The 23,378-nt window shown below is 74.3% G+C and carries 15 protein-coding genes; 8 read left to right on the forward strand and 7 right to left on the reverse strand.

Annotation, left to right across the window (positions count from 1 at the left end):
* The first annotated feature begins 70 nt into the window (after positions 1 to 70).
* A complete protein-coding gene (locus tag FDM97_RS14640) occupies positions 71 to 826 on the forward strand; it encodes a TetR/AcrR family transcriptional regulator (RefSeq protein WP_137990846.1) in 756 nt (251 codons plus the stop codon).
* Here the strand turns inward: FDM97_RS14640 and FDM97_RS14645 are convergent.
* Positions 786 to 1,481, reverse strand: coding sequence for a response regulator (locus FDM97_RS14645; protein WP_137990847.1), 696 nt, complete (start codon positions 1,479 to 1,481; stop codon positions 786 to 788). The two genes, FDM97_RS14640 and FDM97_RS14645, sit on opposite strands and share 41 nt — an antisense overlap.
* A 13-nt stretch (positions 1,482 to 1,494) precedes the next feature.
* Positions 1,495 to 2,805, reverse strand: coding sequence for a sensor histidine kinase (locus tag FDM97_RS14650; protein ID WP_432816215.1), 1,311 nt, complete (start codon positions 2,803 to 2,805; stop codon positions 1,495 to 1,497).
* A 224-nt stretch (positions 2,806 to 3,029) separates the two neighbouring features.
* Between FDM97_RS14650 and FDM97_RS14655 the strand changes: the two genes are divergently transcribed.
* The 4 genes from FDM97_RS14655 to FDM97_RS14670 all read left to right on the forward strand — a co-directional run bounded on the left by FDM97_RS14655 (position 3,030) and on the right by FDM97_RS14670 (position 14,873).
* Positions 3,030 to 3,719: an ABC transporter ATP-binding protein gene (locus FDM97_RS14655; RefSeq protein WP_137990849.1), complete on the forward strand. Its 690-nt coding sequence runs from the start codon at positions 3,030 to 3,032 to the stop codon at positions 3,717 to 3,719.
* Positions 3,720 to 3,760: 41 nt separating this feature from the next.
* On the forward strand, positions 3,761 to 6,121 hold the full coding sequence (locus FDM97_RS14660) for an ABC transporter permease (RefSeq protein ID WP_349775383.1): 2,361 nt from the start codon (positions 3,761 to 3,763) through the stop codon (positions 6,119 to 6,121).
* A gap of 159 nt (positions 6,122 to 6,280) precedes the next feature.
* A complete protein-coding gene (locus FDM97_RS14665; RefSeq protein WP_175439123.1) occupies positions 6,281 to 9,838 on the forward strand; it encodes a right-handed parallel beta-helix repeat-containing protein in 3,558 nt (1,185 codons plus the stop codon).
* A 64-nt stretch (positions 9,839 to 9,902) separates the two neighbouring features.
* A complete protein-coding gene (locus FDM97_RS14670) occupies positions 9,903 to 14,873 on the forward strand; it encodes a CHAT domain-containing protein (protein WP_137990851.1) in 4,971 nt (1,656 codons plus the stop codon).
* 17 nt (positions 14,874 to 14,890) lie between these two features.
* On the opposite strand, the gene FDM97_RS14675 is transcribed toward FDM97_RS14670, so the two are convergent.
* The 3 genes from FDM97_RS14675 to FDM97_RS14685 are packed head-to-tail and all read right to left on the reverse strand — an operon-like array spanning position 14,891 to position 16,396.
* Positions 14,891 to 15,076: a hypothetical protein gene (locus FDM97_RS14675; RefSeq protein WP_137990852.1), complete on the reverse strand. Its 186-nt coding sequence runs from the start codon at positions 15,074 to 15,076 to the stop codon at positions 14,891 to 14,893.
* On the reverse strand, positions 15,048 to 15,746 hold the full coding sequence (locus FDM97_RS14680) for a DUF6338 family protein (RefSeq protein ID WP_137990853.1): 699 nt from the start codon (positions 15,744 to 15,746) through the stop codon (positions 15,048 to 15,050). The genes FDM97_RS14675 and FDM97_RS14680 overlap by 29 nt, the downstream gene beginning before the upstream one ends.
* A 53-nt stretch (positions 15,747 to 15,799) precedes the next feature.
* Positions 15,800 to 16,396: a TetR/AcrR family transcriptional regulator gene (locus FDM97_RS14685; RefSeq protein ID WP_137990854.1), complete on the reverse strand. Its 597-nt coding sequence runs from the start codon at positions 16,394 to 16,396 to the stop codon at positions 15,800 to 15,802.
* Positions 16,397 to 16,584: 188 nt separating this feature from the next.
* Between FDM97_RS14685 and FDM97_RS14690 the strand changes: the two genes are divergently transcribed.
* Together FDM97_RS14690 and FDM97_RS14695 are read left to right on the forward strand one after the other, a co-directional pair.
* On the forward strand, positions 16,585 to 20,265 hold the full coding sequence (locus FDM97_RS14690; RefSeq protein WP_137990855.1) for a protein kinase domain-containing protein: 3,681 nt from the start codon (positions 16,585 to 16,587) through the stop codon (positions 20,263 to 20,265).
* A gap of 22 nt (positions 20,266 to 20,287) precedes the next feature.
* The gene (locus FDM97_RS14695) at positions 20,288 to 21,553 is read left to right on the forward strand and encodes a protein kinase domain-containing protein (protein WP_217510231.1); all 1,266 of its coding nucleotides are present in this window, start codon (positions 20,288 to 20,290) and stop codon (positions 21,551 to 21,553) included.
* A gap of 21 nt (positions 21,554 to 21,574) precedes the next feature.
* Here the strand turns inward: FDM97_RS14695 and FDM97_RS14700 are convergent, their stop codons facing one another.
* Positions 21,575 to 22,297, reverse strand: coding sequence for a hypothetical protein (locus FDM97_RS14700; RefSeq protein ID WP_137990857.1), 723 nt, complete (start codon positions 22,295 to 22,297; stop codon positions 21,575 to 21,577).
* A gap of 21 nt (positions 22,298 to 22,318) precedes the next feature.
* Complete coding sequence (locus FDM97_RS14705; protein ID WP_284440289.1) at positions 22,319 to 22,990, reverse strand: DUF7019 family protein; 672 nt, start codon at positions 22,988 to 22,990, stop codon at positions 22,319 to 22,321.
* 147 nt (positions 22,991 to 23,137) lie between these two features.
* Between FDM97_RS14705 and FDM97_RS14710 the strand changes: the two genes are divergently transcribed.
* The gene (locus FDM97_RS14710; RefSeq protein ID WP_137990859.1) at positions 23,138 to 23,359 is read left to right on the forward strand and encodes a hypothetical protein; all 222 of its coding nucleotides are present in this window, start codon (positions 23,138 to 23,140) and stop codon (positions 23,357 to 23,359) included.
* Positions 23,360 to 23,378 lie beyond the last annotated feature (19 nt).

Raw genomic sequence — 23,378 nt, forward strand, 5'->3', positions numbered from 1 at the left:
GGGTGTGCAGGACCGCCATGGAACTGGCGCACCCGTTTACACGTCAATGGTGTTGTCATAAGGTCCGCCCATGGCCGAGCGAGTGGTTCCCGAAGGACAGCGGCGGCGACGCAGGCCCACCAAGCAGGGCGCCGTGCTCTCACAGCGGCTGATCGTCGAGACCGCCCTGCGGCTCGTCGCGCAGCACGGCGCGGACGCGCTGTCGGTACGGCGGCTCGGCGCCGCCCTGGGCGCCGACCCCAGCTCCCTCTACCGGTACTTCCGCAGCACCGACGACCTGCTGCTCGCCCTGGCGGACGAGTTCGTCGGGCGCGCCCAGGAGGGCTGGGAGCCGACCGGCGACTGGCGCGCCGACCTTCGCGACATCGGGCTCCGCATCCACGCCTCGTACCAGGCCAACCCGCAGGCGGCCGTGCTCGCCGCGCACCGGACGACCGGACGCCCCCACGAGACGGCGGCGGTCGAGGCGATCCTCGGCGTGCTGCGCCGGGCCGGCTTCCCCGACGCCACCGCCGTACGGATCTACCACGCCTTCGTCGACCAGGCCCTGGCCTTCGCGGCGCAGGACGCCGCCGCGCGCGCCCTCCCCGCTCCGGCGCGCGAGGCCGACGAGGCGGTCTGGCTCGCCTCGTACGGCACGCTGTCGCCGGACACGCACCCGAACATCGCGGCGACGTTCCCGCTGCTCGCCGCCGACATGCGCGACAGCGGCTATCCCTTCGCCCTGGAGCTGCTCCTCGACGCGGCGGCCGCGCGCCTGGACGAACCCGCCCGGCGCGGCCGGGTCACCGCGCCGGGCGCGCGGCGCCGTCGGAGCCCGGGGTGATCAGGCCCGTCTCGTAGGCGGCGATCACCGCCTGCGCGCGGTCGCGGAGCCGGAGCTTGGAGAGGATCCGGGCGACATGCGTCTTGACCGTGGCTTCGCTGAGATGGAAACGGGCGGCCAGTTCGGCATTGCTCTCGCCCTTGGCCAGCGCCTCCAGGACCTCCAACTCCCGTGGGGTGAGCGTGGAGAGGTCGCGGTGCAGCGGAGCCGTACGGTCGCCCGACGTGGCGAAGCGCTCGACCAGACGCCGGGTGATCGCCGGGGCCAGCAGCGCGTCTCCGGAACGGACCAGACGGACCGCGGCCGAGAGGTGCTCCGGGGTCACGTCCTTCAGCAGGAAGCCGCTCGCGCCCGCACCGAGCGCGGCGTACACGTACCGGTCGAGGTCGTAGGTGGTCAGGATGACCACGCGCGGCGCCGCCCCGTCCTGCGCGTCCCGCAGGATGCGGCGCGTGGCCTCGAGACCGTCGGTGCCCGGCATCCGGATGTCCATCAGGACGACGTCGGGCCGCGTACGGCGGACCGCGGTGACCGCCTCGTCGCCGTCGGCCGCCTCCCCGACCACCTCGATGCCGTCGGCCGCAAGGATCATCCGGAAGCCGGTGCGCACCAGAGCCTGGTCGTCGACGATCACCACGCGGGGTGCCTCGGTCACGGACCCTCCACCGTCACGGCTCCTCCACCGGAATCACCGCGCGGACCCGGTAGCCCCCGCGCGGGCGCCTGCCCGCGTGCAGCGTACCGCCGTAGACCGCGAGGCGTTCACGCAAGCCCATCAGGCCCCGGCCGCCGCCCGTTCCCGCCGGCGGCCGGGGCGGCCCGCCCGTGTCCGTCACCTCCACCCGCAGCTCACCCGGCGCGTGCTCCACGACGACGGACACGCTCGCCCCCGCGGCGTGCTTCACCGCGTTCGTCAGCCCCTCCTGCACGACCCGGTAGGCCGCCAGGTCCACCCCGGCCGGCAGCTCGGCCGGAGCGCCCCGCACCGTCAGCTCCACCGGCACCCCGGTCTCCCGCACCCGGCGGGCCAGCTCCTCCAGCCGGTCGAGACCGGGCTGCGGGGCCAGGTCCACGTCCGTGGCCGGATCGGGGCCGTCGGCGGCCATGGTGAGCAGACCCATCACATGACGCAGCTCCGACATCGCCGACCGGCCCGCCGCCTCGACCGCCAGCATCGCCTCGCGGGCCTGCTCGGGCGCCGTGTCGAGGACCTTGCGCGCGGCGCCCGCCTGGATCGTCATCATGCTCACGTTGTGGGTGACCACGTCGTGCAGCTCGCGGGCGATCCGCGAACGCTCCTGCTCCACGGCCCGCCGCAGCGCGGCCTGTTGCTCCTCCCGCAGCGCCCGCGCCCGCTGCCGCCAGCTGTGGAGCCCGTGCGCGGCCAGGGCGACCGGGAGCAGGACGAGTACGGGCACCAGGGCCCCGTCCACGTCCGGGACCAGGGGCATCGCCGCGTACAGCGCCACTCCGGCGCACAGCGAGACAGCCGTGGCCTTGCGGTGCGGGCTGTACAGGGCCGCGCTGTACGCCGCGATCAGACCGGAGGCGAAGACGACCGTCGTCGCGTCCTTGGCGACATCCCCCTGGTGCAGCAGCACCGTCGCGCCGAGCGCCGCCCCGTAGACGGCGAGCGGGAAGCGGCGGCGCAGCAGCAGCGGCAGCGCCGTCAGCACGGCCGCCACCAGCTCCCAGAGTTCCACCGGCGGCAGCGTGTACTGGACGGCCGGCAGGGGCGGCGGCGGGACGGGCAGGGCCGGGACCTCCACGGGAGGCGGGACGTCGGGCCTCTCGGGCTGCCACGCGAGCTCCACGTACGACCGGTCCAGATCGCCGAGGACGGTGCACACGGCCAGCACCAGGGCGATCGACGCATCAGCCGCCGCGTCCCAGCGGGACAACCGCGGCAGCACGCCGAAGGACAGCGGCTCGCGCGACGGCACGCGCAGCCACCGAAGAACCGACTTTCCCCTGCTCACGACGCTCACCCTGGTCACCCTGCTCACCGGGTCAGTGTGCCAAGGGGGCGAGGGCGCCGGATCAGCCGCGAGGCGCAGCGCCGTCCACCCCGGGCGTACATCGCAGGGATGACGGCCCGGGACGTCCGCCGTACACGGTACGCGTCCTCCCCACCGCGGCCGACGTGCCCGCGGCCCGGTCGCTCCTAGCGTCGGCGGCGACGATTCCCAGCCGTGGAGGACACATGACCGACCCCCTCATCGACGTACGCGAGGTGAGCAAGGCGTACGACGAGGGCCCACCCGCGCTGGCCGGGCTGACCCTCCAGGTGCGGGCCGGGGAGGCCCTCGCCGTCCTCGGCCCCTCCGGCAGCGGGAAGTCGACGCTGCTCAACCTGATCGCCGGGCTCGACCGCCCCACCGAGGGCAGCGTGTTCGTCGACGGGCTGCGCGTCGACGAACTGAACGAGACCGCCTCCGCGAAGTACCGTCGCTCGCGCATCGGCATGGTCTTCCAGTTCTTCAACCTCCTCGACGACCTCACCGTCGCCGACAACGTGCTCCTCCCCGCCCAGCTCTCCGGCATGGCACCCGCCAGGGCGGCTGCCCGCGCCGCCGAACTCCTGGAGCAGCTCGGCATCGACCGGCACACCCGCGCCTACCCGGGCCGGCTCTCCGGCGGCGAGCGCCAGCGCGTCGCGGTCGCCAGGGCGCTGATGAACCGTCCGCCGCTGCTGCTCGCCGACGAGCCCACGGGCGCGCTGGACACCGCCTCCGGCGCGGACGTGCGCGACCTGCTGCGCGAGCTGAACGCCGACGGGCAGAGCATCATTCTCGTCACCCACGACCTGGCGCTCGCCGAGTCGTGCGCGACCCGGACGATCGAGCTGGCCGACGGCCGGATCGCGCGCGACGTCCCGGCGGTCGCGCGATGAGCGCGCGGGCCGTATCGGGGCGGGCCAAAGCGGGGCACGTCGTGCGCAGGCGCGGCGCCCTGGGCAGGGTGGTCCGCGGCGGGATCGGGCGGCGCCGGACGCAGACCGCGGTGATGGTCGTGACGACGCTGCTCTCGGTGGCGGCCGCCGTCCTCGCCGTCGGGCTGCTCGTCGCCTCCCAGGCGCCGTTCGACCGGGCCTTCGCCCAGCAGCGAGGGGCGCATCTCACCGTGGAGTTCGACGGCCGGGCGGTGACCTCCGGCCGGCTCGCGGCGACCGCGGACACCGCCGGTGTGGCCGCGGCGGCGGGCCCGTTCGTCGTCGCCTCCGTACGGCTGCACGCGGACGACGGGGCGCCCCCGGGCTTCGAGCCGCCGGCCCTGACGGTGGTCGGGCGGGCCTCTGCCGACGCCCCGGTGGACGAGGTGGAGCTGGTCGAGGGACGCTGGGCCCGCGCCCCCGGGGAGATCGTCCTGGAGGCGGGCTCCCGAGGGCCGGGCGCGAAGCCCGGGACGGTCCTCAGGGCAGGTGACACCGAGCTCACCGTCGTCGGGATCGCCGAGTCGGTGGGGGAGAGCGCCGACGCCTGGGTCGTACCCGCTCAACTGCCCCGGCTGACGGGGGCACAGCCCGGCCTGCAGATGCTGTACCGGCTCGCCGACTCCGCCACCCGCGCCGACCTCGCGGCCGGCCGTGCGGCCGTCGCCGCCGCCGTGCCGCCGCACGCGATCGCCGGCACCCAGTCGTATCTCGACGTCAGACGGACCGCGCAGCAGAACACGGCCGCGTTCGTCCCCTTCGTCACCGCCTTCGCCTTCCTCGGCCTGGCCCTGTCGGTGCTGGTGATCGGGATCGTGGTCAGCGGCGCGGTCGGCGCCGCGACCCGGCGGATCGGGATCCTCAAGTCCCTCGGCTTCACCCCGTTCCAGGTGGGACGGGCGTACGTCGCCCAGGCGCTGATCCCCGCGACGGTGGGCGCCGTGCTGGGCGTCGCCCTCGGCAACGCGCTCGCCGTGCCGCTGATGGCGGAGGTGGCCGAGGCCTACGGGACGGCGGCCGTACTGATCCCCGTATGGGTGGACCTCGCGGTGCCGGCCGGCGCCCTCGCGGTGGTGGCCGCGACCGCCTTCGGTCCGGCGCTGCGCGCGGCGCGCCTGCGGACCGCGCGGGTGATCGGCGTCGGCCGGGCCGCGGACGGCGCACAGGGCCGCCGCGTGCGGCATCTGCTGGGCCGCCTGCCGCTGCCGCGGCCGGTCACCCTGGGCCTGGCGAGTCCCTTCGCCCGCCCGGCGCGTACGGCGACGATGGCCGCCGCGGTCGCGTTCGGCGCCCTTGCGGTGACGTTCGCCGTCGGCCTCGGCAGCACACTGATCGCGGTCAAGACCGGCGGGGACCCCGACCGGGGCGGCGACGTCACGGTCCGCACCCTGGCCCGGCCCGGACCGGACGCGGGGCCGGGCGAGGCGGAGCCCCCGAAACCGGCCGACCCGGCGGCGGTGGCGGCGGCGATCGAGGCCCGCCCGGACACCGTGTCCTTCCGCCGGATCGCCAAGACGCAGGTGGGCGTGGCCGGTCTGAAGGGCGGCGCACCGCTCGTCGCGTACGAAGGCGATGCCTCGGGCAGCGGCGCCACGATGGTGTCGGGACGCTGGTTCGGCGCCCCCGGCGAGGCGGTCGCGGCCTCGCGCTTCCTCCAGGCCACGGGCGTGCGGGTGGGGGAGACGGTCGTCCTGACCGACCGGGGGCGCACGGTCCGGCTGCGGATCGTGGGCGAGGTCTTCGACCTGGGTGACAAGGGGATGGCCCTCCGGACCCACGCCTCGTCGATCGCCGTGCTGGAACCCCGTTACCAGCCGGCCGACTTCAGCGTCGAGATCAAGCCCGGTACGGACAGGGGACGGTACGCCGAAGAACTCGACGCCGCTCTGCGGCCGCTCGGCGCGCAGGCCGCCGTCACGGAGGCCGGGAAGTCCAGCGTGATCAGGGCGATGCAGGCACTGATCGCGATGCTCACCCTCATGCTGGTCGCCGTCGCCTGCCTCGGCGTCCTCGACACCGTGGTCCTCGACACCCGGGAACGCGTCCGCGACCTGGGGGTGTTCAAGGCCCTGGGCATGACCCCGCGCCAGACCGTCGTCCAGGTCCTCACCTCGGTGGCCGCGATCGGCCTGGTGGCCGGGGCGATCGGGGCCCCGCTCGGGGTGGCGCTGCAGCGCACGGTGATGCCGGCGATGGGCCGCGCGGTCGGCACCACCATCCCGCGGGACCACATCGACGTGTACGGCGCGCCGTTGCTGGCCTGCCTGGCGCTCGCCGGAGTGGCGATCGCGGCCACGGGCGCGGTGTTCCCGGCGCTCTGGGCCGCGCGGACGCCCACGGCACGGGCGCTCAGGGCGGAGTGACGGGGCCTCGGGCACGGGGCGCGGGTGCGGCGCGTGTGACGTGGTGTGACGTGGCGTGAATTGTGCGCACGGCGGCGGCCTCCCGGGACCTCCGTGGCGCGGGAGCTCGCGGCTGGGTTACGTTGACCGGACATGCGGGGGCATGCCGACGGGGGTGTGATGGCGCAGGCTCTGGATCCCGACGTCCATGGCGGACCGCCGCCCGAGGCCGTACGGATCGGCACGTCGAGTTCGTCTCGCGGGGCGGACGTGGTGCTCGCCGCGCTCACCGCCGGCGCGCTCGCGCTCTGCGCCCTCGGGGCCTGGGCGGGGAACGGCACGCCGATCCGCAGGACCGTGCTCGCCGCCGGCGCGGCCGTGTGGGCGGTCGTGCTGGTACGGCTGCTCGTACGGATCCTGGCGCCGCAGGCCCTCGTCGTCTCGGCCGACGGGCTCGAACTGCGCGGCGGACCACGGCGCGTACGGCTCGCCTGGCAGGACATCGAGGCGCTGTTCCTGTTACCCGAGCCGCACACACCGCCATCGGCAGACGATGCGTCCACCCCGTTCCGGGGACGCCTCATGGTGCGGCCCCGCGCGGGCTGCCCCGCCGGGCTCACGCTGCGCGGGTCGCCGGCGTGGTCTCCGTACGAGGAGGCCGTCGCGCTCGACCTGCGGACCCTGGCGGTGCCCCTGGCGCGCCTCGGTCAGCTCTTCGCGCCGTACGCGGGAGGTCGTTGGCACGGAACCGACGCCCTGCCCGTCGATCGGGCCGGCGGCGTGACCGTCCGCGGCAGGCTGCTGTCCCGGCGCGCCGCCGCGGTCCTGCGGCTGAGGCCACTGTTCGTGACGGCCGCCGTCATCGCCTCGGGCGCGGCGGCCGCGGGCCAGGGGATCGGGTTCCCCTCGACGGCCGCCACCGCGGCCGCCGGCTGCGCCCTCGCCGTGACGGGTACGGGACTGCTGATCCGCCGCCTCAGCCGGACCTGCCGGCTGCGCGTCGACCCGTACGGCGTACGCCTCACGGTCGCCGGGACCGAACGAACCCTGCCCTGGGGCCTGCTGGAGGGCGGCCTCGAGACCGGGCCCGCGCTGACCCGGCGCGGCGGAGTCCCGGGCCAGGCGACCGCCGTCCTCGCGCGGCTCGCGCCGGGCACGGAGCCGCCCGCCCCCCTGCCGTACCGGACCTTCCCCGTGCACGGCGACCAGCGGCTGGTCGAGATCGTGCCGCTGCACTCGCCGGGCCTGCTCCACCGGCACGGACTCGACGTGTTCCCCGGACAGTTGGCCGCCGCGCTACGCCGGGCCGGCCCCGACCCGTCGGTCGCCGACAGCGGCCCGACAGCCGCTCCCGCCTCCGGGGAACCGCTCACGCTGCACGTCTCGCCGACCGCGCCGGGCGCCCACCGGACCATCGCCGCCGCCCTCCGGGCCGACACGGGCGGCCGGCCCGTCCGCGTGCTGATCGAACCCGGCCGCTACCCCCAGGCCCTCACCCTCGCCGGCACCGTCGAACTGCGCGCGGCCCAGGGCACGGACACCGTGGTGATCGAGGTGACCGACGGGGCGGCGGACGCGGCGGCCGTCGACTGCACCGGTCATGTCACCCTCACCGGGCTGCACATCGTCGGCAGGTCCTCGGCCGCCGTGCGTGTGAGCGGTCTGCTGCGGCTGCGGGACTGCACCGTCGAGGGATGGGGCGACCATGCCGTACACGCCCTTCCTCAGGCCGAGTTGACGGCCGACGGCTGCCGGATCCGCGTCGGCCGCACCACGCTGACCGGAGCCCGCGCCACGGCGCGCCGCACCGCGTTCCTCGGCGCCAAGGGCGACGCGGTCACCCTCACCCAGGGAGCCCACGCCGAGCTCGTCGACTGCGAGGTGGCCGACGCCCGGGGCTGCGGCGTCAGCGTGACCGGCTCCACCGCCACCCTCGAGGACTGCCGGCTGCACGGCACGGGCAGCCACGCCGTGTTCGCGGCCGAGCACGCCGACGTCCGCGTGGCGCGCTGCGCCGTCCGCGACATCCACACCACGGCCCTCTCCTTCGTCGACCAGGCCCGCGGTACCGTCGAGGACACCACCGTCTCCGGCGCCAAGCACGGCATGTACATCGCCCGCGGCGCCGACCCGACCGTGCGCGGGGTCCGGTTCGACCACTGCCGCGTCACCGGCGTGAGCGTGGGGGAGCAGGGGCTCGGACGCCTGGCGGACTGCACACTGGAAGCCGTCGGCGACACCGGCATCAGCGTGCTGGACGGCGGCGCGCCCGTCGTGGACGACTGCCGCCTCACGGACGGACGGCTGGGGCTCGTCGTCCACAAGGCGCAGGGCCGCTTCACCGGGCTGCGGATCAGCGACCACACGTCCAGCGCCGTGCTGATCCGCGACGAGTCGACCGTCGAACTGAGCGACGTACACGTGCGGCAGTGCACCACCGGGCTGCTCGCCCGGGGCGAGGCCGTCACCGTCACCCTCGCGGACGCGACCTTCACCGACCTGTCCCACTCCGGTATCGCCCTGGAGGGCAAGGCGCGGGTCACGGCGGAGCGCTGCACCATCGAGCGGGTCGCCCTGTTCGGCTTCAACTGCCGTGACGAGAGCCACCTTTCGGCGCGCGACTGCGTCGTCACCACGCCGGGGGAGGCGGGCCTGCTCACCGTGTCGAGCGCGGACGCGGAGGCCGACGGGCTCACCGTCACCGACTCCGCCGGGTGCGGCGTCCTCGCGAGCGACAGCAGCCGGGTGCAGGTGACGCGGGCCGTGCTGCGCGGCGGCGAGAGCGACGGCATCCGCCTCGCCGCCTCCGTCGTCGGCCGCTTCACGGACTGCGAGGTGACCGGATACGGCGGCGAGGCGATCTCCGGGAACGACCGCGTGCGCCTCGACGACATCCGCACCGGGGCCACCGACGCGGACGTACGCCGGCCCGAGGCGGGCCCCCTCGCCGCGCTGCACCGCATGATCGGCCTCGACGCGGCCAAGCAGCAGGTCGGCGTGCAGGTCGACCTGATCAGGCTCGCCCGGTGGCGCACGGAGGCCGGCCTGCCCGCGCCGCCCGTCGCCCACCACCTGGTGTTCTCCGGCCCGCCCGGCACCGGCAAGACCTCCGTCGCACGGCTCTACGGGCAGATCCTCGCCGCACTCGGCGCGCTGAAGAAGGGGCACCTCGTCGAGGTCGCCCGCGGCGAACTCGTCGGCGAGTACCTCGGACACACCGCCCAGAAGACCCAGCGCGTCTTCGAACGGGCCCGCGGCGGCGTCCTGTTCATCGACGAGGCATACAGCCTGGCGCGGAGGTTCGGCGCCGGAGCGGACTTCGGCCAGGAGGCCATCGACGTCCTCACCAAGCTGATGGAGGACCACCGCGACGACGTCGTGGTGATCGCGGCCGGCTACACCGAGGAGATGCGTACCTTCCTGAACTCCAACCCCGGGCTGCGCTCACGCTTCTCGCGCACCATCGAGTTCGTCGCGTACGAGCCCGAAGAGCTGACGCGGATGGTCGAACTGCAGGCGCGGACCCTCGAGTACCGGCTCGAGGCCGGGGTCGCGGAGCAGCTCACCGCACGCTTCGCACGACGCGCACGACGCGGCGAGGCCGCCAACGGACGCGACGCGCGCACCCTGTTCGAGGGCATGGTCGAGCGCCAGGCCGGGCGCCTCGCCGCACATGAGCGGCCCACACGCGAGGAGTTGACGCTGCTGCTCGCGGACGACATTCCCGGTGAGCAGTGAGAGCGCCGGGTGCAGACGGTGACAGCGGGGCGACACGAGGGGCGAGAGTGAGAGGCGCAGGCGCATGACGGCCGAAGAGACCGCGAACCGCATCCTGGAGCGGGTCGTGCAGGCGGAGGAGAACCCGGACGCGCTGCGCTGGTTCCTCTCCGAGGAGGCCGCCCGGGTCGCCGACGAGGTGCGCCGCGCCGGGATCCTCCCGGACGGGAACGTCCTCCTCGTCACGGTCCACGCGATCGGATGGTACGAGTGGTGCCGCTATCTCGCGGGCGACGCGAAGGACTTGGCGGCCCTCGGCTCGGCCGTGCTGTGCTTCTTCGACGTCCACCGCGCCGGCCCCGAACTCGTACCGCCCGATCTCCGCCCGATCGTCACGATCCTGGCCGGCGAGCCCTCCGGAGCGGACACCGATCCCGGCCACGCGTACCAGGCGGGCGCCGGCATCCTGATGGTGTACCAACGCGATCGCCATCCCGCCGCGCTGCCCGCGGCCGTCGTCCTGCTGCGCCACTCCGTCGCGGGCTTCCCCGCCGGCAGCGCCGACCAGGGCACCTGCCTGTCCGACCTCGGCCTCGCCCTGCTCCACGGCGCCCGGGAGGGCGCGGGCGACGCCGTCCTCACCGAGGCCGTGGAGCTGAGCCGCGCCTCGGTGGCCGCCGTGCCCGGCGACCGCGCCGAACAGGTCCGCCGGCACGGGAACCTGGGGCTCGTCCTCACCCACTGGGCGAACGCGATGTCGGACCCGGCCGCCGCGCGGGAGAGCGTGGCCGAGCTGCGCCGCGCGACGGGCAGCAGCGAACCGGAGGACCCGCACCACGACCTCTTCCACGCCCAGCTCGGCTCGTCGCTGTTCTCGGCGGCCGTACGGCACGACGACCCCGCCCTGCTGCCCGAGGCCGTCCGGATCCTGCGCGCGGCCGTGGCGGCCGCCTCCCGGTCCGGGCAGCAGCTCGCCGCGTACCTCTCGGACCTGGGGACGGCGCTCATCGCCCTGGCCCTGGCACCGGAGTCCGCGCCGCTTCCGGCCGCGTCGGCGGACGACCGTACCGCGCTCTACGACGAAGGAGTCGACACCTGCCGGCGCGCGGCCGACATGGCGCCCAACCCCTTCGAACGCGCCGCGTACCTGACCAACCTCGCCTTCGTCCTCAACGGCCGCACCCTGCGCACCGGAAGCACCGACGCCCTGGAAGCGGCGGAGAGCGCCGCGCGCGACGCCGTGGCGGTCGCCCCGCCGGGACATCCCACCCACACCCACGCCCAGTACATCCTGAGCGAGGTCCTGCGCACCCGGTACGTCACGACAGGCAGCCTCGACCAGTTGGAGGCCGCGATCGAGCACGCCCGGAGCGCGCTGGCGGCCACCGGCCACGACGACCACCAGCGCGTGATCCGTGGCGCGGACCTCGCCGACCTGCTGCGGATGCACGCCGACGCCGTCGGCGCACCCGACGCGCTCGCCGAGCCCGTCGCCCTGCTGCGCGACCTCGCCGCTCGGACGCCGCCGGACTCCCCACGGCGGGCCGGCATCCTGCTCAAGCTGGCCAGAACGCTCGACGCGGTGGGCCACGGGACCGGCGACGCCGCCGCGCAGGCCTCCGACGAGGCGGTACGGACGTTCCGGGAGTGCCTCACGCTGCGGTCCCCGAGCGAAGGTCACGAGGCCTCGGTGCGCTACGCCCTCGGCATGGCGCTCGCCCGGCGCGCGGTACGGGCCGAAGCGGACGGCACGGCCACACCCCAAGCGCCCGACGCACCTGACGCGCCCGACACACCTTCCGGCGTACACCACGAACGCGACGAGGGAATCACCCTGATCCGGCAGGCTCTCGACCTGCTGGACGAGGACGATCCACGGCGCTCGGAGTACCTGTCCGGCTACGGCTGCGTCCATCTGGAGCGCGCCGCCGCGACCGTCGATCCGGCCGAATACGCCGAGGCCGTACGCCTTCTGAGGCAGTCCGTGGCATCCGCCGCGCACTCCGGCGCACACGACCTGGCGGTCAGCAGCTCGAACCTCGGCGCCGCCCTGTCCGGCCTCGCCACCCTGACCGCCGACGAGGAGCAGCTCGCCGAAGGGGTACAGGCGCACCGGACCGCGGTCGCCGCGACCCGACCGGACGACCACTACCGCGCGCACCGCCTCGCCAATCTGGGCGACGCGCTCCAACGGCTCGCGCAGCAGCGCGCCGACGCCGGCCTGATCGAGGAGGCCGTCGACGTGCTGCGCGAGGCGGCGCGGGCCTCCGGCCCCACCGTGACCGGCACGGCCGACCACCTCACCCGCCTGGGCAACGCCCTGCGCTCCCTGGCCCGCTTCACCGGGGACGGCACGCCCCTCGAAGAAGCCGTCCACTGGCACCGGGAGGCCGTCGCCGCGGCGCGCGGCACCGACGCGACCGTGACCGGCACGCACGGAGCCGGCGAGCAGCGCACCTCCGAGTCGCGCGCCCTGGTCAACCTCGCCAACGTCCTCGTCGACCGCTACCACCGCACCCACGACGAATCCCTGCGCGACGAGGCCCTGGACCACTACCGCGCGGCCATGGAGGCCGCCCACGCGCCCGGCGACCGCCACGTCGTTCTCACCAGCTACGGCTACGCCCTGTGGGGCCGAGCCGCCGACACCGGCGACGACGTCCTCATGGACACCGCGATCGGCGTCCTGCGCGAGGCCGCCGCCACCGTGCCCGCCCGCCACGCGGGACGCGGGGGCGTGCTCACGAACCTGGGCGCCGCCCTGATGCAGCGCTCCCGCGTCACCGGCGACCGCACCTGGCTCACCGAGGCCGTGACCGTACTGCGCCGCGCCGTCGACGAGAGCCCGCCGTCCTCCTTCGAACGCGCCGGGCTGCTCTCCAACCTCGCCGAGGCACTGCGCGTCCGGTTCGAGATCACGGGCGAGCGGGCCGTCGCCGACGAGGCGGCCGAACTGCTGCGCGAGGCGATCGCGTTCGAGGGCGGCGAGCGCCACGGCAGGGACATGGCCCGAGTCAACCTCGGCGTCCTGCTGCACAGCGTCGCACTGTCCGGCCAGGTGCCGGGCCTGAGCGGGGACGTGGACGCCGGCGCCCTCGTGGAGTCGCGGCGCGTCCTGGAGGAGGCCGTCGCGAGCCTCGACGAGCACCACCCCCGGCGGACCGTCGCCCTGATGAACCTGGCGGCCATCTGCATGGCCGCCGCGGACCTGATCGACGACGCCGGTCCTGCCGTCCGGTCCTCGCTCGACAGGGCGGTGGCCGCCGCCCGGGAGGCACTCGACCGCATCCCCGAAGGCAACCCCGACCAGGCCCACACCCAGTGGGTCCTGGCCCGGTCCCATGCGGCACGCGCCCTCCTCGGCGAGCCGACCGACCTGGCCGAGGCGACCCGCCTGGCCCGGCAGGCCGCGCACAGCCGGGTCGCCTCCGTGTCCGTGCGGCTGAACGCCGCCCGGGTCTGGGGTGACGCCGCTGCGGTCGCCGGCCGGGACGACGAGGCCCTCGCCGGCTACACGTACGCCGTCGGCCTGCTGCCCCGCCTCGCCCCGCGCAGCCTCGGCCGCGCCGACCAGGAGGCCCGGCTCGGCTTCGGCATGGGCCTCGCCTCCGACGCCGCCGCGCTCGCGCTGCGTCGGGGCGACCCCGAGGCGGCGCTCACGCTCCTCGAACAGGGGCGTGGCGTGCTGCTCGCCCAGGGCCTCGAGAGCCGGGGCGACCTCACCCGGCTGCGCGCGGCCGACCCCGCCCTGGCCGCCGAGTTCGAACGGGTACGTGACGCCCTCAGCGCCGGTGCGCCGCGCCCCGCCGCCATCCGTACGGACATGGACGCGCCCGGCCCGGCGCAGAGCGAGCACGAGGCCGGGCTGCTCGCCGAGTCCCGGCACGCCCTGGCCCGGACCTGGGACGAGCTCCTCGACAGGATCCGCCGACTCCCGGGCCTCGAAGGCTTCCTGAGCGCGCCTCGGGTGTCGGAGCTGCTCACCGCGGCGTCCGCGGGACCGGTCGTCGTGGTCAACGTCAGCCGGTACCGCTCGGACGCCCTCCTCGTCACCGCCGACGAGGGCATCCAGGTCGTCCCGCTGCCCGCGCTCACACCGGACGAGGCGCTGACCCGCGCGACGGGGTTCGTCGTCGCCGTCGACGAGGCGTACGGAGAACAGGGCGCCGGGCAGGCCGTCGTCGCGATGCGGACGCTCTCCGACACCCTGGAGTGGCTCTGGGACTCCGTCGCCGCACCGGTGCTCGACCGGCTGGGACTGCGTACGGTCCCGATCGACGACGAACCGTGGACCCGGCTGTGGTGGTGCCCCACCGGCTGGCTGTCGTTCCTGCCGCTGCACGCGGCGGGCCGCCCGCACCCCCGCTCCGCCGAGAACGTCATGGACCGCGCCGTCTCCTCGTACACCCCGACGCTGCGCGCCCTGGTCCGCGCCCGGCAGGCTCCCGCCACCGCCGCGACCCATCCCGCGCCGCTGGTCGTGACCCTCGCCGAGACACCCGGCGCCGCGCCGCTGCCCGGGGCCTCACGCGAGGCGAAGCTGCTGCGCGAGCTCTTTCCCGCACAGGTCGAACTCGCGGGCGCCGCCGCCACCGTGGACGCGGTCAGGCGTGCGCTTCCGGCCCATCCGTGGGTCCACTTCAGCTGCCACGGTGTCAGCGATCCGCTCAATCCCTCGGAGAGCGGCCTGATCCTTCACGACGGCCGGCTCACCGCACTCGACGCCGCCACCCAGCGCCCGAGCGAGGCGGTGCTGGCCGTCCTGTCGGCCTGCTCCACCTCCCAGGGCGGGTTCATGCTGCCCGACGAGTCGGTGCATCTCGTCTCCTCGTTCCAACTGGCCGGATACCCCCACGTCATCGGCACGCTGTGGCCCGTGTCCGACAAGGTGGCGACCCGGCTGACGGAGAAGCTGTACGGGGCTCTGGCGGAGGATCTCGCGCAGGGCAGGGCCATCGCCCCGGCGACGGCCCTGCACCGCCCGGTGCGGGCGCTGCGCCGCCGGCTGGTCAGCGCCCCGCACCTGTGGGCCGCGCACATCCACACCGGCCCGTGAGAGGGAGCCCCCGGCGCTCAGGCGGAGGAGGGCGGGGCGTCGCCCATCGCGGTGCCCGACGGCGCCTGCGGCACGTCGTCCGGCTCGGCCGCGTCATCCGTCGGCCGGTACGTCCGGAGATCGGAGAACTCGGAGATCAAGTTGTCCAGGTCGTCCAGGTCCGCGAACTCGTCCTCATCCGACGGCTTGTGAGGCTGTGTCATGCGTCGTAGCTCCTTCCTCGCTCTGCGGTGCGGCGCCGGTGTTCGGCGACGCCGGCCGCAGCAGTATCTCCAGTACGTCGATGTCGGCGGCCCTCAGATAGACACCGCCGGTGTCGGGCACCCGCCCGAGGAACCTGCCGTCGGGCGCCATGCGGTACTGCGCCTGCAGATAGAGGTCCCCCTGCTGCGGATAGGCCGAGACGGCCGACCGGGAGCCCAGCCAACCACCCACCCACAGACCGTTCTTGAGGCGGGCCCGGACGAAGCACGAGCCCCGGTCGCGGAACAGCGCGTCCCAGGCGGTCGGCGTCGGCTCGTACCGCGCCCGCCTGCGCCGCCTGGCCCACGCGGCCTCCGCCCAGGCGATCCCCGACGGCACCGCGACCACCAGGAGCAGGGCCGCGAGCCCCGCCTGCCGGGGATGCCGCAGCACCCCCGCCACCGGCCCGGCCCCGTCTCCGTCGAGCAGCCCCACCAGCCACGGCCCCGCGGCCACCGCGTACGCGGCGTCGAGCAGCGCCCCCGCCGCGATCGCCCGCACGATCCGGTTCTGCGGCTCCTGTTCGGCCGCGGCGGCGCCGCGCAGATGCTCCCGTACGGCCTGGTAGAAGACCCCGGGCAGCACCAGGATCAGCAGAATCGTCAGCTGCTGCACCGTCCCAGGAACCATCGCTCCCTTTCCCCGCCCCGTACCTCGTGAACGCGTCCTGGTTCACACGGTAGTCAGTCCGGCCGCAGAGAACGCCAGATCCGGTCGGGCAGGATGCGCGCGGCCTGGTTCAGGTCGATGTCGTACGTGCTGGACAGCCAGCGCCGCGCGGTCTCCTCGATCGGTCCCATGACGAGCACCTCGATCACGGGGGCGGGCAGCGGCGCGATCACTCCGGCCTCGATGTGCGGCCGCAGCCACTCGCCGATGGACGCGAACTTGACCGCCTTGAACGCGCGGATCTCCTCCGCGTGCGCCGCGAGATAGCCGGAGTACGCGGAGGCGTGCAGGAACAGGGCGGCGTCGCGGTGCTCCACGGTGAACTTCAGATAGCCCTTGACGAGCGCGCGGACGCCGGTGTGCGGGGTGCGCGTACGGCTCAGATCGGCGAACACCTCGTCGCACAGCTGCCCCATGCAGCGGATGTAGAGACCGGCGGCGAGGCCGTCGAAACTGCCGAAGTGGTGATAGAGGCTGCCCAGACTGACGCCACTGGCCGCCGTGACCGCGTTCACGGTGAACCCCTGCTGGCCGGACTCCGCGTACACCCGCAGCGCCGCGGTCAGAAGCCGGTCGACGGTGGCCTCACCGCGCTGCTGCTTAGGAGGCATGCTGGGGTCCCGTCGACGTCATGACGGCCAGAGTAGCGCAAGCGGAATGGCGCGAAACGCCCGGCGGCGCGGCATAACACCTGGTCGAAGCGGGGTCCGGACATCCGGGCGCTCCCCGGCGCTCCGGGCGCACCCGGGCAGGACGACTCCCTGTTCCCGTCCGTCACTCGACCGACCACAATGGACCTATGACGGCGGGGAGTTGGCGGCGCGGGGATGTCGTTCTGGATCTGTACGACGTGCTCGACGTGCTGGACAGCGGCGGGATGGGGCTGGTCCACCGCGTCCGCCACCGGGCGTGGAACACCGACCTCGCGGTCAAGGTGCCGCGCCCCGAACTCGTGGCGACCGCCGCCGGGCGCAACGGTTTCGAGGTCGAGGCCGGGATGTGGGTCGGGCTCGGGCTGCATCCTCATGTCGTCAACTGTCTCTACGTCCGCAGGATCGACGAGATCCCGTGCGTGTTCGCCGAGTGGGTCGGCGGCGGCTCGCTCGCGGAACTCGTCCGCGACGGGCGACTGTACGAGGACGGGGGCGGGGGCGGGGACGGGGACGGGGGCTCCGGTGGTGCGAAGTTCCCCGCCCGCGCGCTGGACCTGGCCGCGCAGATCGCCTGGGGCCTCGATCACGCGCACCGGGAGGGCGTGATCCACCAGGACGTCAAGCCCGCCAACATCATGGTCGACACCGGCTGGACGGCGAAGGTCACCGACTTCGGCATCGCCGGCGCCCGCATGGCGGCGGGGGAGAGCCCCGCGGTGCCGCACGGGGCGAGCCTGACGGCCAGCTACGGAGGTAGGACGCCCGCGTACTGCTCCCCGGAGCAGGCCGACGCGGCGTCCGGCGGACGGGTCACGCTGACGCGCGCGACGGACGTCTGGTCGTGGGCGCTGTGCGTCCTGGAGATGTTCACGGGCGGCCCGCCCTGCCGGTACGGGCAGACGGCGCCGGAGGTGTTCCGCGCGTTCCTGGAGTCCGGAGGGCGCGCGGGGCCGGGTTCGCCCGCGATGCCCGGGGCGCTCGCCGATCTGCTCGCGCGCTGCTTCGCGATCGACCCGGCGGCCCGCCCGCAGCGGATGGACGAGCTCGCCACCGCCGTCACGGAGATCTACGCGGACGTCGTCGGCACCCCCTACCCCCGCTCGGCGCCGCAGGCGGCGAACCTGCTCGCGGACGGCCTCTCCAACCAGGCGCTCTCGCTCCTCGACCTCGGGCTCCCGGACGAGGCCGAGGAACTGTGGCGCACCGCCGCCGACATCGACCCGCACCACCCGTCCACCGTCTACAACTGGGCCCTGTACCGCTGGCGCCAGGGCGCGCTCACCGACGAACAGGTCGTGTCGGAGCTGACCACGGCACGCACCATCGAAGGCGCGCGCTGGCGGGCGGACCACCTCCTGGGCCTCGTCCACGTCGAGCGAGGGGACGACGCCGCAGCCCGCGAACTGCTGGCCAGCGCCCCCGACGTCCCCGAAGTCGAGGCGGCCCGCGCCGAGTCGGCCCGCCGAGGGCGGACCCCCGAGCGGGTGCGGCTGGAAGGCCACGCGCGCTCGGTGACGGCCCTCGCCGTCGACGCCACGGGCGAGATCGTGCTCACCGGAGACGGGCAGGGCGAGATCCGGGTCTGGTCGACGCCGGAGGGCCGCTGCCGCCACGTGCTGCCCGGGACCGGGGCACCGGGCGACGACGCCCCGCCCGACACGGACACAGACACGGACACAGACACGGAAACGGAAACGGAAACGGACAGGGAGACCGAAGCCGTCGCCGTCACCGCCGTAGCCGTCACCGCCGACGGCCGGACCGGGCTCTCCGCGCGCGGTGACGGCATCGTGGAGGTGTGGGACCTCACGCACGGGACCCTGCTGCGTACCCTCCCGGGCCATGCCTCGCGCGTCACCGCGGTCGCCCTGAACGGCGCGGGCACCGCCGCCGTCGCCTACGACGGCGGGCCCGTCCAGGTGTGGGACCCGGACGGCCGCCCGCAGCGGGAGTTCGTCCACCCGCCGTCGCGGTACCCGAGAACCGACAGGACGACCGGCCAGATCGTGCCGGGTGCCCGGTACGAGCCCTCGTCGGCCACCGTGCTCGGGCTGAGCGAGGACGCCGCCGTCGTGGTGTCCGCCGCGCCGTCCGACGGCAGCGTCGTGGTCTGGGACGTCGCCACCGCCCGGCCGCTCCACCAACTGGTCACCTCCGCCGACTTCCACCTCACCGGCATCGACGAGGTCGTGCTGAGCCCGCACGGCGGCACGTACGCACTCCTTGCCGGACGTCACATGGGCGAGTTCCATGTCTGGGAGACCAGGACCGACCGGATCCGCCACACCGCGCGGGACAGCCTCAGCCCGTACGACGTCTTCGCGCTGAGCGGGGACGCCGCCCTCGCCGTCTCGGTCGGAGCGGGCTTCGGCCGGCACCCGCGGCTGCGGATCTGGGAGACGGCCTCCGGTCGCTGCCTGCGCACGATCTCCCTCGAGATCGAGGACAGACCGTTCCTGCAGGCGAGTTGCGTGGCCCTCAGCGGGAACGGCCGGGTCGTCGTCGTGGGCTCCTCCGGAGGCATCCAGATCCAGCACCTGCCGGCGCCCGGCTTCCGCGCCGGCTGGAGCTACGCCCGCCCCCGGACGGCGCTCGCCCTCGAGGACGGCGCGGCGCGCGCCCGGCGCGCCGTCGAGCGCGCGGTGGAACTGGCCGAGCGGGGCTCGCCCGTGGCGGCGGCCGCGGAACTGCGGACGGCGCGCGCGATTCCCGGCTTCGAACGCCATCCCGAGCTGCGCACGGTGTGGAACCGGCTGGGCCGCGAGGCGGGGCGGCCCGCCGATCTCCTCGGAATCTGGGAGCGGTACGACCTCAGTGGCGGCTGGATCCTCACCAAGAAGCCCGTCTTCGGCCTGAGCCGCGACGGCGAACTGCTCGTGACCGGGGGAGCCGACGGCCACATCCGCGTATGGGACCTGCAGACCGGTGAGTGCGCGCATGTGTTCGGCGAGCGGGAGGCCCACGCCCACACGGTGCTCATCCCCGAGGACTGCGCCTTCGCCCTCACGGCGGACTGGGGCGGCAGCGCGCATCTGTGGGACTTCGAGACCGGGACCAGACGCTCCCGGTTGGACGGGGACCTCGGGCACGTCACCACGATCGCCATGGACCCGGCGGGCGGGTACGCGCTCGTCGGCGACAGCGACGGCGCGCTGGGCCTGTGGGACCTGCGGCGACGCATCCCCGGTCGGATCCGCACGATGGTGGGACACGAGGGCAAGGTGGGAGCGGTCCGGCTGAGCGACGACGGGAAGTACGCCGCCTCGGCGGGGTTCGAGGACCGCACCGGCCGACTGTGGCAGACGGCCACCGGTCGACCGCTGGTCACCTTTCCCGTCGGCTACGGCGACACGAGCCTGAGGTTCGGTCCTGACGGCGGGCGGCTGTACGTCTGCGACGCCCGACAGGCCACGGTCTGGGACGTACGCACCTGTCGGCAGCTGCTCACGCAGGACGTCGCCTACCACTCCACGCTCGCGATGAGCGCCGACTGCCGGGTCGCGGCGACCTCCGGTATGGGCGTGGTGCGGGTGTGGGAGACGGAGCGGGGCCGCGTCCTGTGCGAACTCCCGGTGTTCACGGAGATGTTCGACGTCAGCCCGGACGGGCGGTACGTCCTGACCGCGGGCGACGACCGTGTCCTGCGAATGTGGGACGTCCGTACGGGAGCGTGTGTGCACCGGCTCGAAGGCCATCCCGAGTCGCTCGCCGAGGTCGTCTTCACGGCCGACGGCCGCAATGTCCTCTCGACCGACCTCCGGCCGGCGCTCCGGCTGTGGGAGCTGGACTGGGACTACGACTTCACGGCCGGAACCGACACCCGGTGAGCGCGACCCGGTGAACGCGCGGGTGACGATCACGGTGCACACCCCGGACGCCGTCGAGGAGTACGTGTACGACGAGCCGGCGGGCTGCGACGTGGGCAGGTCGGCCGCGTGCGGCATCCGTATCCCCGACCGGTACCGCAGGGTCTCCCGCCGGCACTGCCGGCTGGACGTCGACCCGCCCGGAGTGCGCGTACGGGACCTCGGCAGCAGCTACGGCACGCACGTCAACGGTTCGCGGCTCGGCCGCCTCACCGAACAGCCGCTGACGGACGGGGACGAGATCGCGATCGGGGACGTACGGCTGCGGATCACCGTGGAGACGACCGCGGACGGCCCGGAGGAGGCTCGTGAGGCACCGCCCGTCCCCGGCTATGTGCTCGTCCGCGAACTGGGCCGTGGGTCCCAGGGCGTCGTCCATCTCGCGCGGCACCGGGCCACGGGGGAGCTGGTCGCGCTCAAGCGGGTGGCGGCCCAGGGACCGGTCGACGCGCAGGCGCGCTTCGCGTTCCGCCGCGAGTTCGCGAGCGTCCGCGCCCTGCGCCACCCGAACATCGTCGCCTTCCTCGACACCGGCGACACCGGCGACACCGGCGACAGCGGCGACAGCACGGCCGGTGCGGACCGTGCCGAGGGCGGCGACGCGTTCTGGTTCGCCTGCGAGCTGTGCCCCGGCGGCACTCTGGAGCGGCTGGCGGCCCGGCACGCGGGCAGAGTGCCCGTGCCCGTGGCGCTGTCCGTCGTACGACAGGTCCTCGCGGGGCTCGATCACGCCCACCGGGCCGAGCTGCCCGCCACCCGCCTCGCGGACGGCGCCGAGGCCACGGCCCGGGGCCTGGTGCACCGCGATGTGAAGCCCGCCAACATCCTGCTGACCGGCGAGGAGTCGGCGGCGGGGCCGGTGGTCAAGCTCGCGGACTTCGGCCTGGCCAAGGCGTTCGAGCACGCGGGCCTCTCCGGGCACACCAGGACGGGTGCTCTGGGCGGCACGATTCCCTTCGTCCCGCGCAGCCAGTTGCTCGACTACAAGTACGCCGGTCCGGAGGTCGACGTCTGGGCGGCGGCCGCCTGCCTGTACTGGATGCTCACGGGCGCCACCCCGCGCGACTTCCCCGCCCACAAGGACCCGGTGGCCATCGCGCTGCGCGAACCGGTCGTACGCATCGGGGACCGCGGAGCGTCGATTCCGCCACGGCTCGCGGACGTCGTGGACGCGGCGCTGGTCGACACCCCGCGCATCCAGGTCAGGACGGCGGCGGAACTGGCGCGGGCGCTGCGGGAGAGCACGTGACCGCGGACTCGACGGCCGCGGTCACCCGCCGGAGTCCCGGAAGCACGCGTTCCCGATCCGGGCCGTGAAGCCCGTACGGCCCAGCGGCGCCACCCCTTGATTGCTGTACGCCCCCGTGCGCAGGGCCTTGTCGTGGGCGGCCCGCTGCCTGGGCGAGCAGCGGCTCCGGTCCACCTCGATGGTGGGGACGACCGTGGGGAGGATGTCGCGGAACCGTGCGTCGACCTTCGCGGCCCGCTCCTCGTACGTCGGGTCCTCGGGGAAGCTCAGGGACAGCGTGACGGGAGGCTCGTCGCCGCTCTCGCGCGCGGCCTCCCGCAGGGATCCGGCCAGATAGCGCAGGGCCAGCTTGATGTCCGTGCCCAGGTGCTCGTTGCCGGGATGCGGCGGATAGGCCCACGGCGCCTCCTCGGGCACGAGGTAGTGCACCCGCACCCAGCTGACCGGGAACGTCACCACCAGAGCCGGCCACCGGCCGCCTCCCGCGATCGTGCAGTGGGGGCGCTCGGGCTCCATCGACCAGAGCAGAGAGAGCCACTCGATCATGTCCAGGGCCTCGGGCGGCAGGTCGTCCGGGGTGTACGGGCCCCGGCTGCGGACCCTGAGCGAGCTCTCCCGCATCACCGCCAGGAGCCGTGTCCCGCCCGGGTCGATCTCCAGGGCCAAGGGGTCCATCGCGAGCTGTGACATGACCGCGCAAGCCGACTCGATCAGCTCGGACACCTTCCGGCCCTCGGTCGCCATCCCCGGTCGCCTCCCGCCCGCTCAGTCGACGAGTGCGACGTAGAGGGGGCTGGCGAGCAGCACGGTCATGTCGTCCCGGGGGGCCAGTTCCGGGTAGGGGTGCGGTCCGTACAGCAGGCGTTTGGCCACGAACTCGACGGTCTGCGCGGGACCGCGGAGTGTGGCGTGGGCCCGCACGACCGTCGCCAGGTGGTCGTGCGAAGCCGCCCCGTCTCCATCGGCGAGGGTGGTGAGCTGGTCGATGAGCACGGGCAGCAATGAGGAGGTGATCGCGGTCCGCGCCGGGGGCTCGCCCGCGACGGCTCCCAACAGGTGGGCCGTCGACCCGCCCAGTCCGACGATCGTCCGCTCGCTGCGGCCGCCGAAGTACACCCCGTCCGCGTTGCTGAGAGTCCCCCACTGCATCGGCAGCACCCCGTGCACGTACTGGCCCGGCTCGTCCACGTCCCCCAGGTCGCCGTGGTCCTCCAAGTGCCGCACGACGCGCTCCAGGCGTGCGATCCGGTCCCCGCCGGCGCCCGCGTCCTCGACGCTGCGCTTGGCGCTCGCCACCTTCAGATCGACGCCGAACTCCGTGACGCGCTTGCGTGACCAGGATGCGTCGATTTGGGGCAGCATCATGTTGATTTTGGCATCACTGATGTACAGGTAGTAGCGGACCGACACACGTGCCCCCTCCCTCGTGCGGTGCATCGCATGCTACCCGCCGAACCTCCCTGGGAATCGGCGGAGTTGAGAACGGTGGCGCGTCCGGGAGCGGCGCCCGGGCCGGCCCGCCCGGGCCCGGGGGTGCGTGCGTGTCTGTGCCTCGGCCGCCGCGAGGGGCATACTGGCGGGACGATGACGAACCGATCCGCGCCCCGGCGCCACCTGTCCACCAGCCCCTTCGCGGCTCCCGTCGATCCCGTGATCAAGGAGTTCGCCGTCGGTGACCGCGTCTCCCACGATCGCCACGGCCTCGGGAAGATCATTGGCCAGGAGCCGACGGGTGCGATGCTCGTCGACTTCGGGGCCACCCAGGTCCGAGTCCTCAGTCCCTACAAGGGCATGCACAAGCTCTGACGTGCTTCCTGGAGACCGC

This window comes from Streptomyces vilmorinianum (assembly GCF_005517195.1).
Taxonomy (GTDB): domain Bacteria; phylum Actinomycetota; class Actinomycetes; order Streptomycetales; family Streptomycetaceae; genus Streptomyces; species Streptomyces vilmorinianum.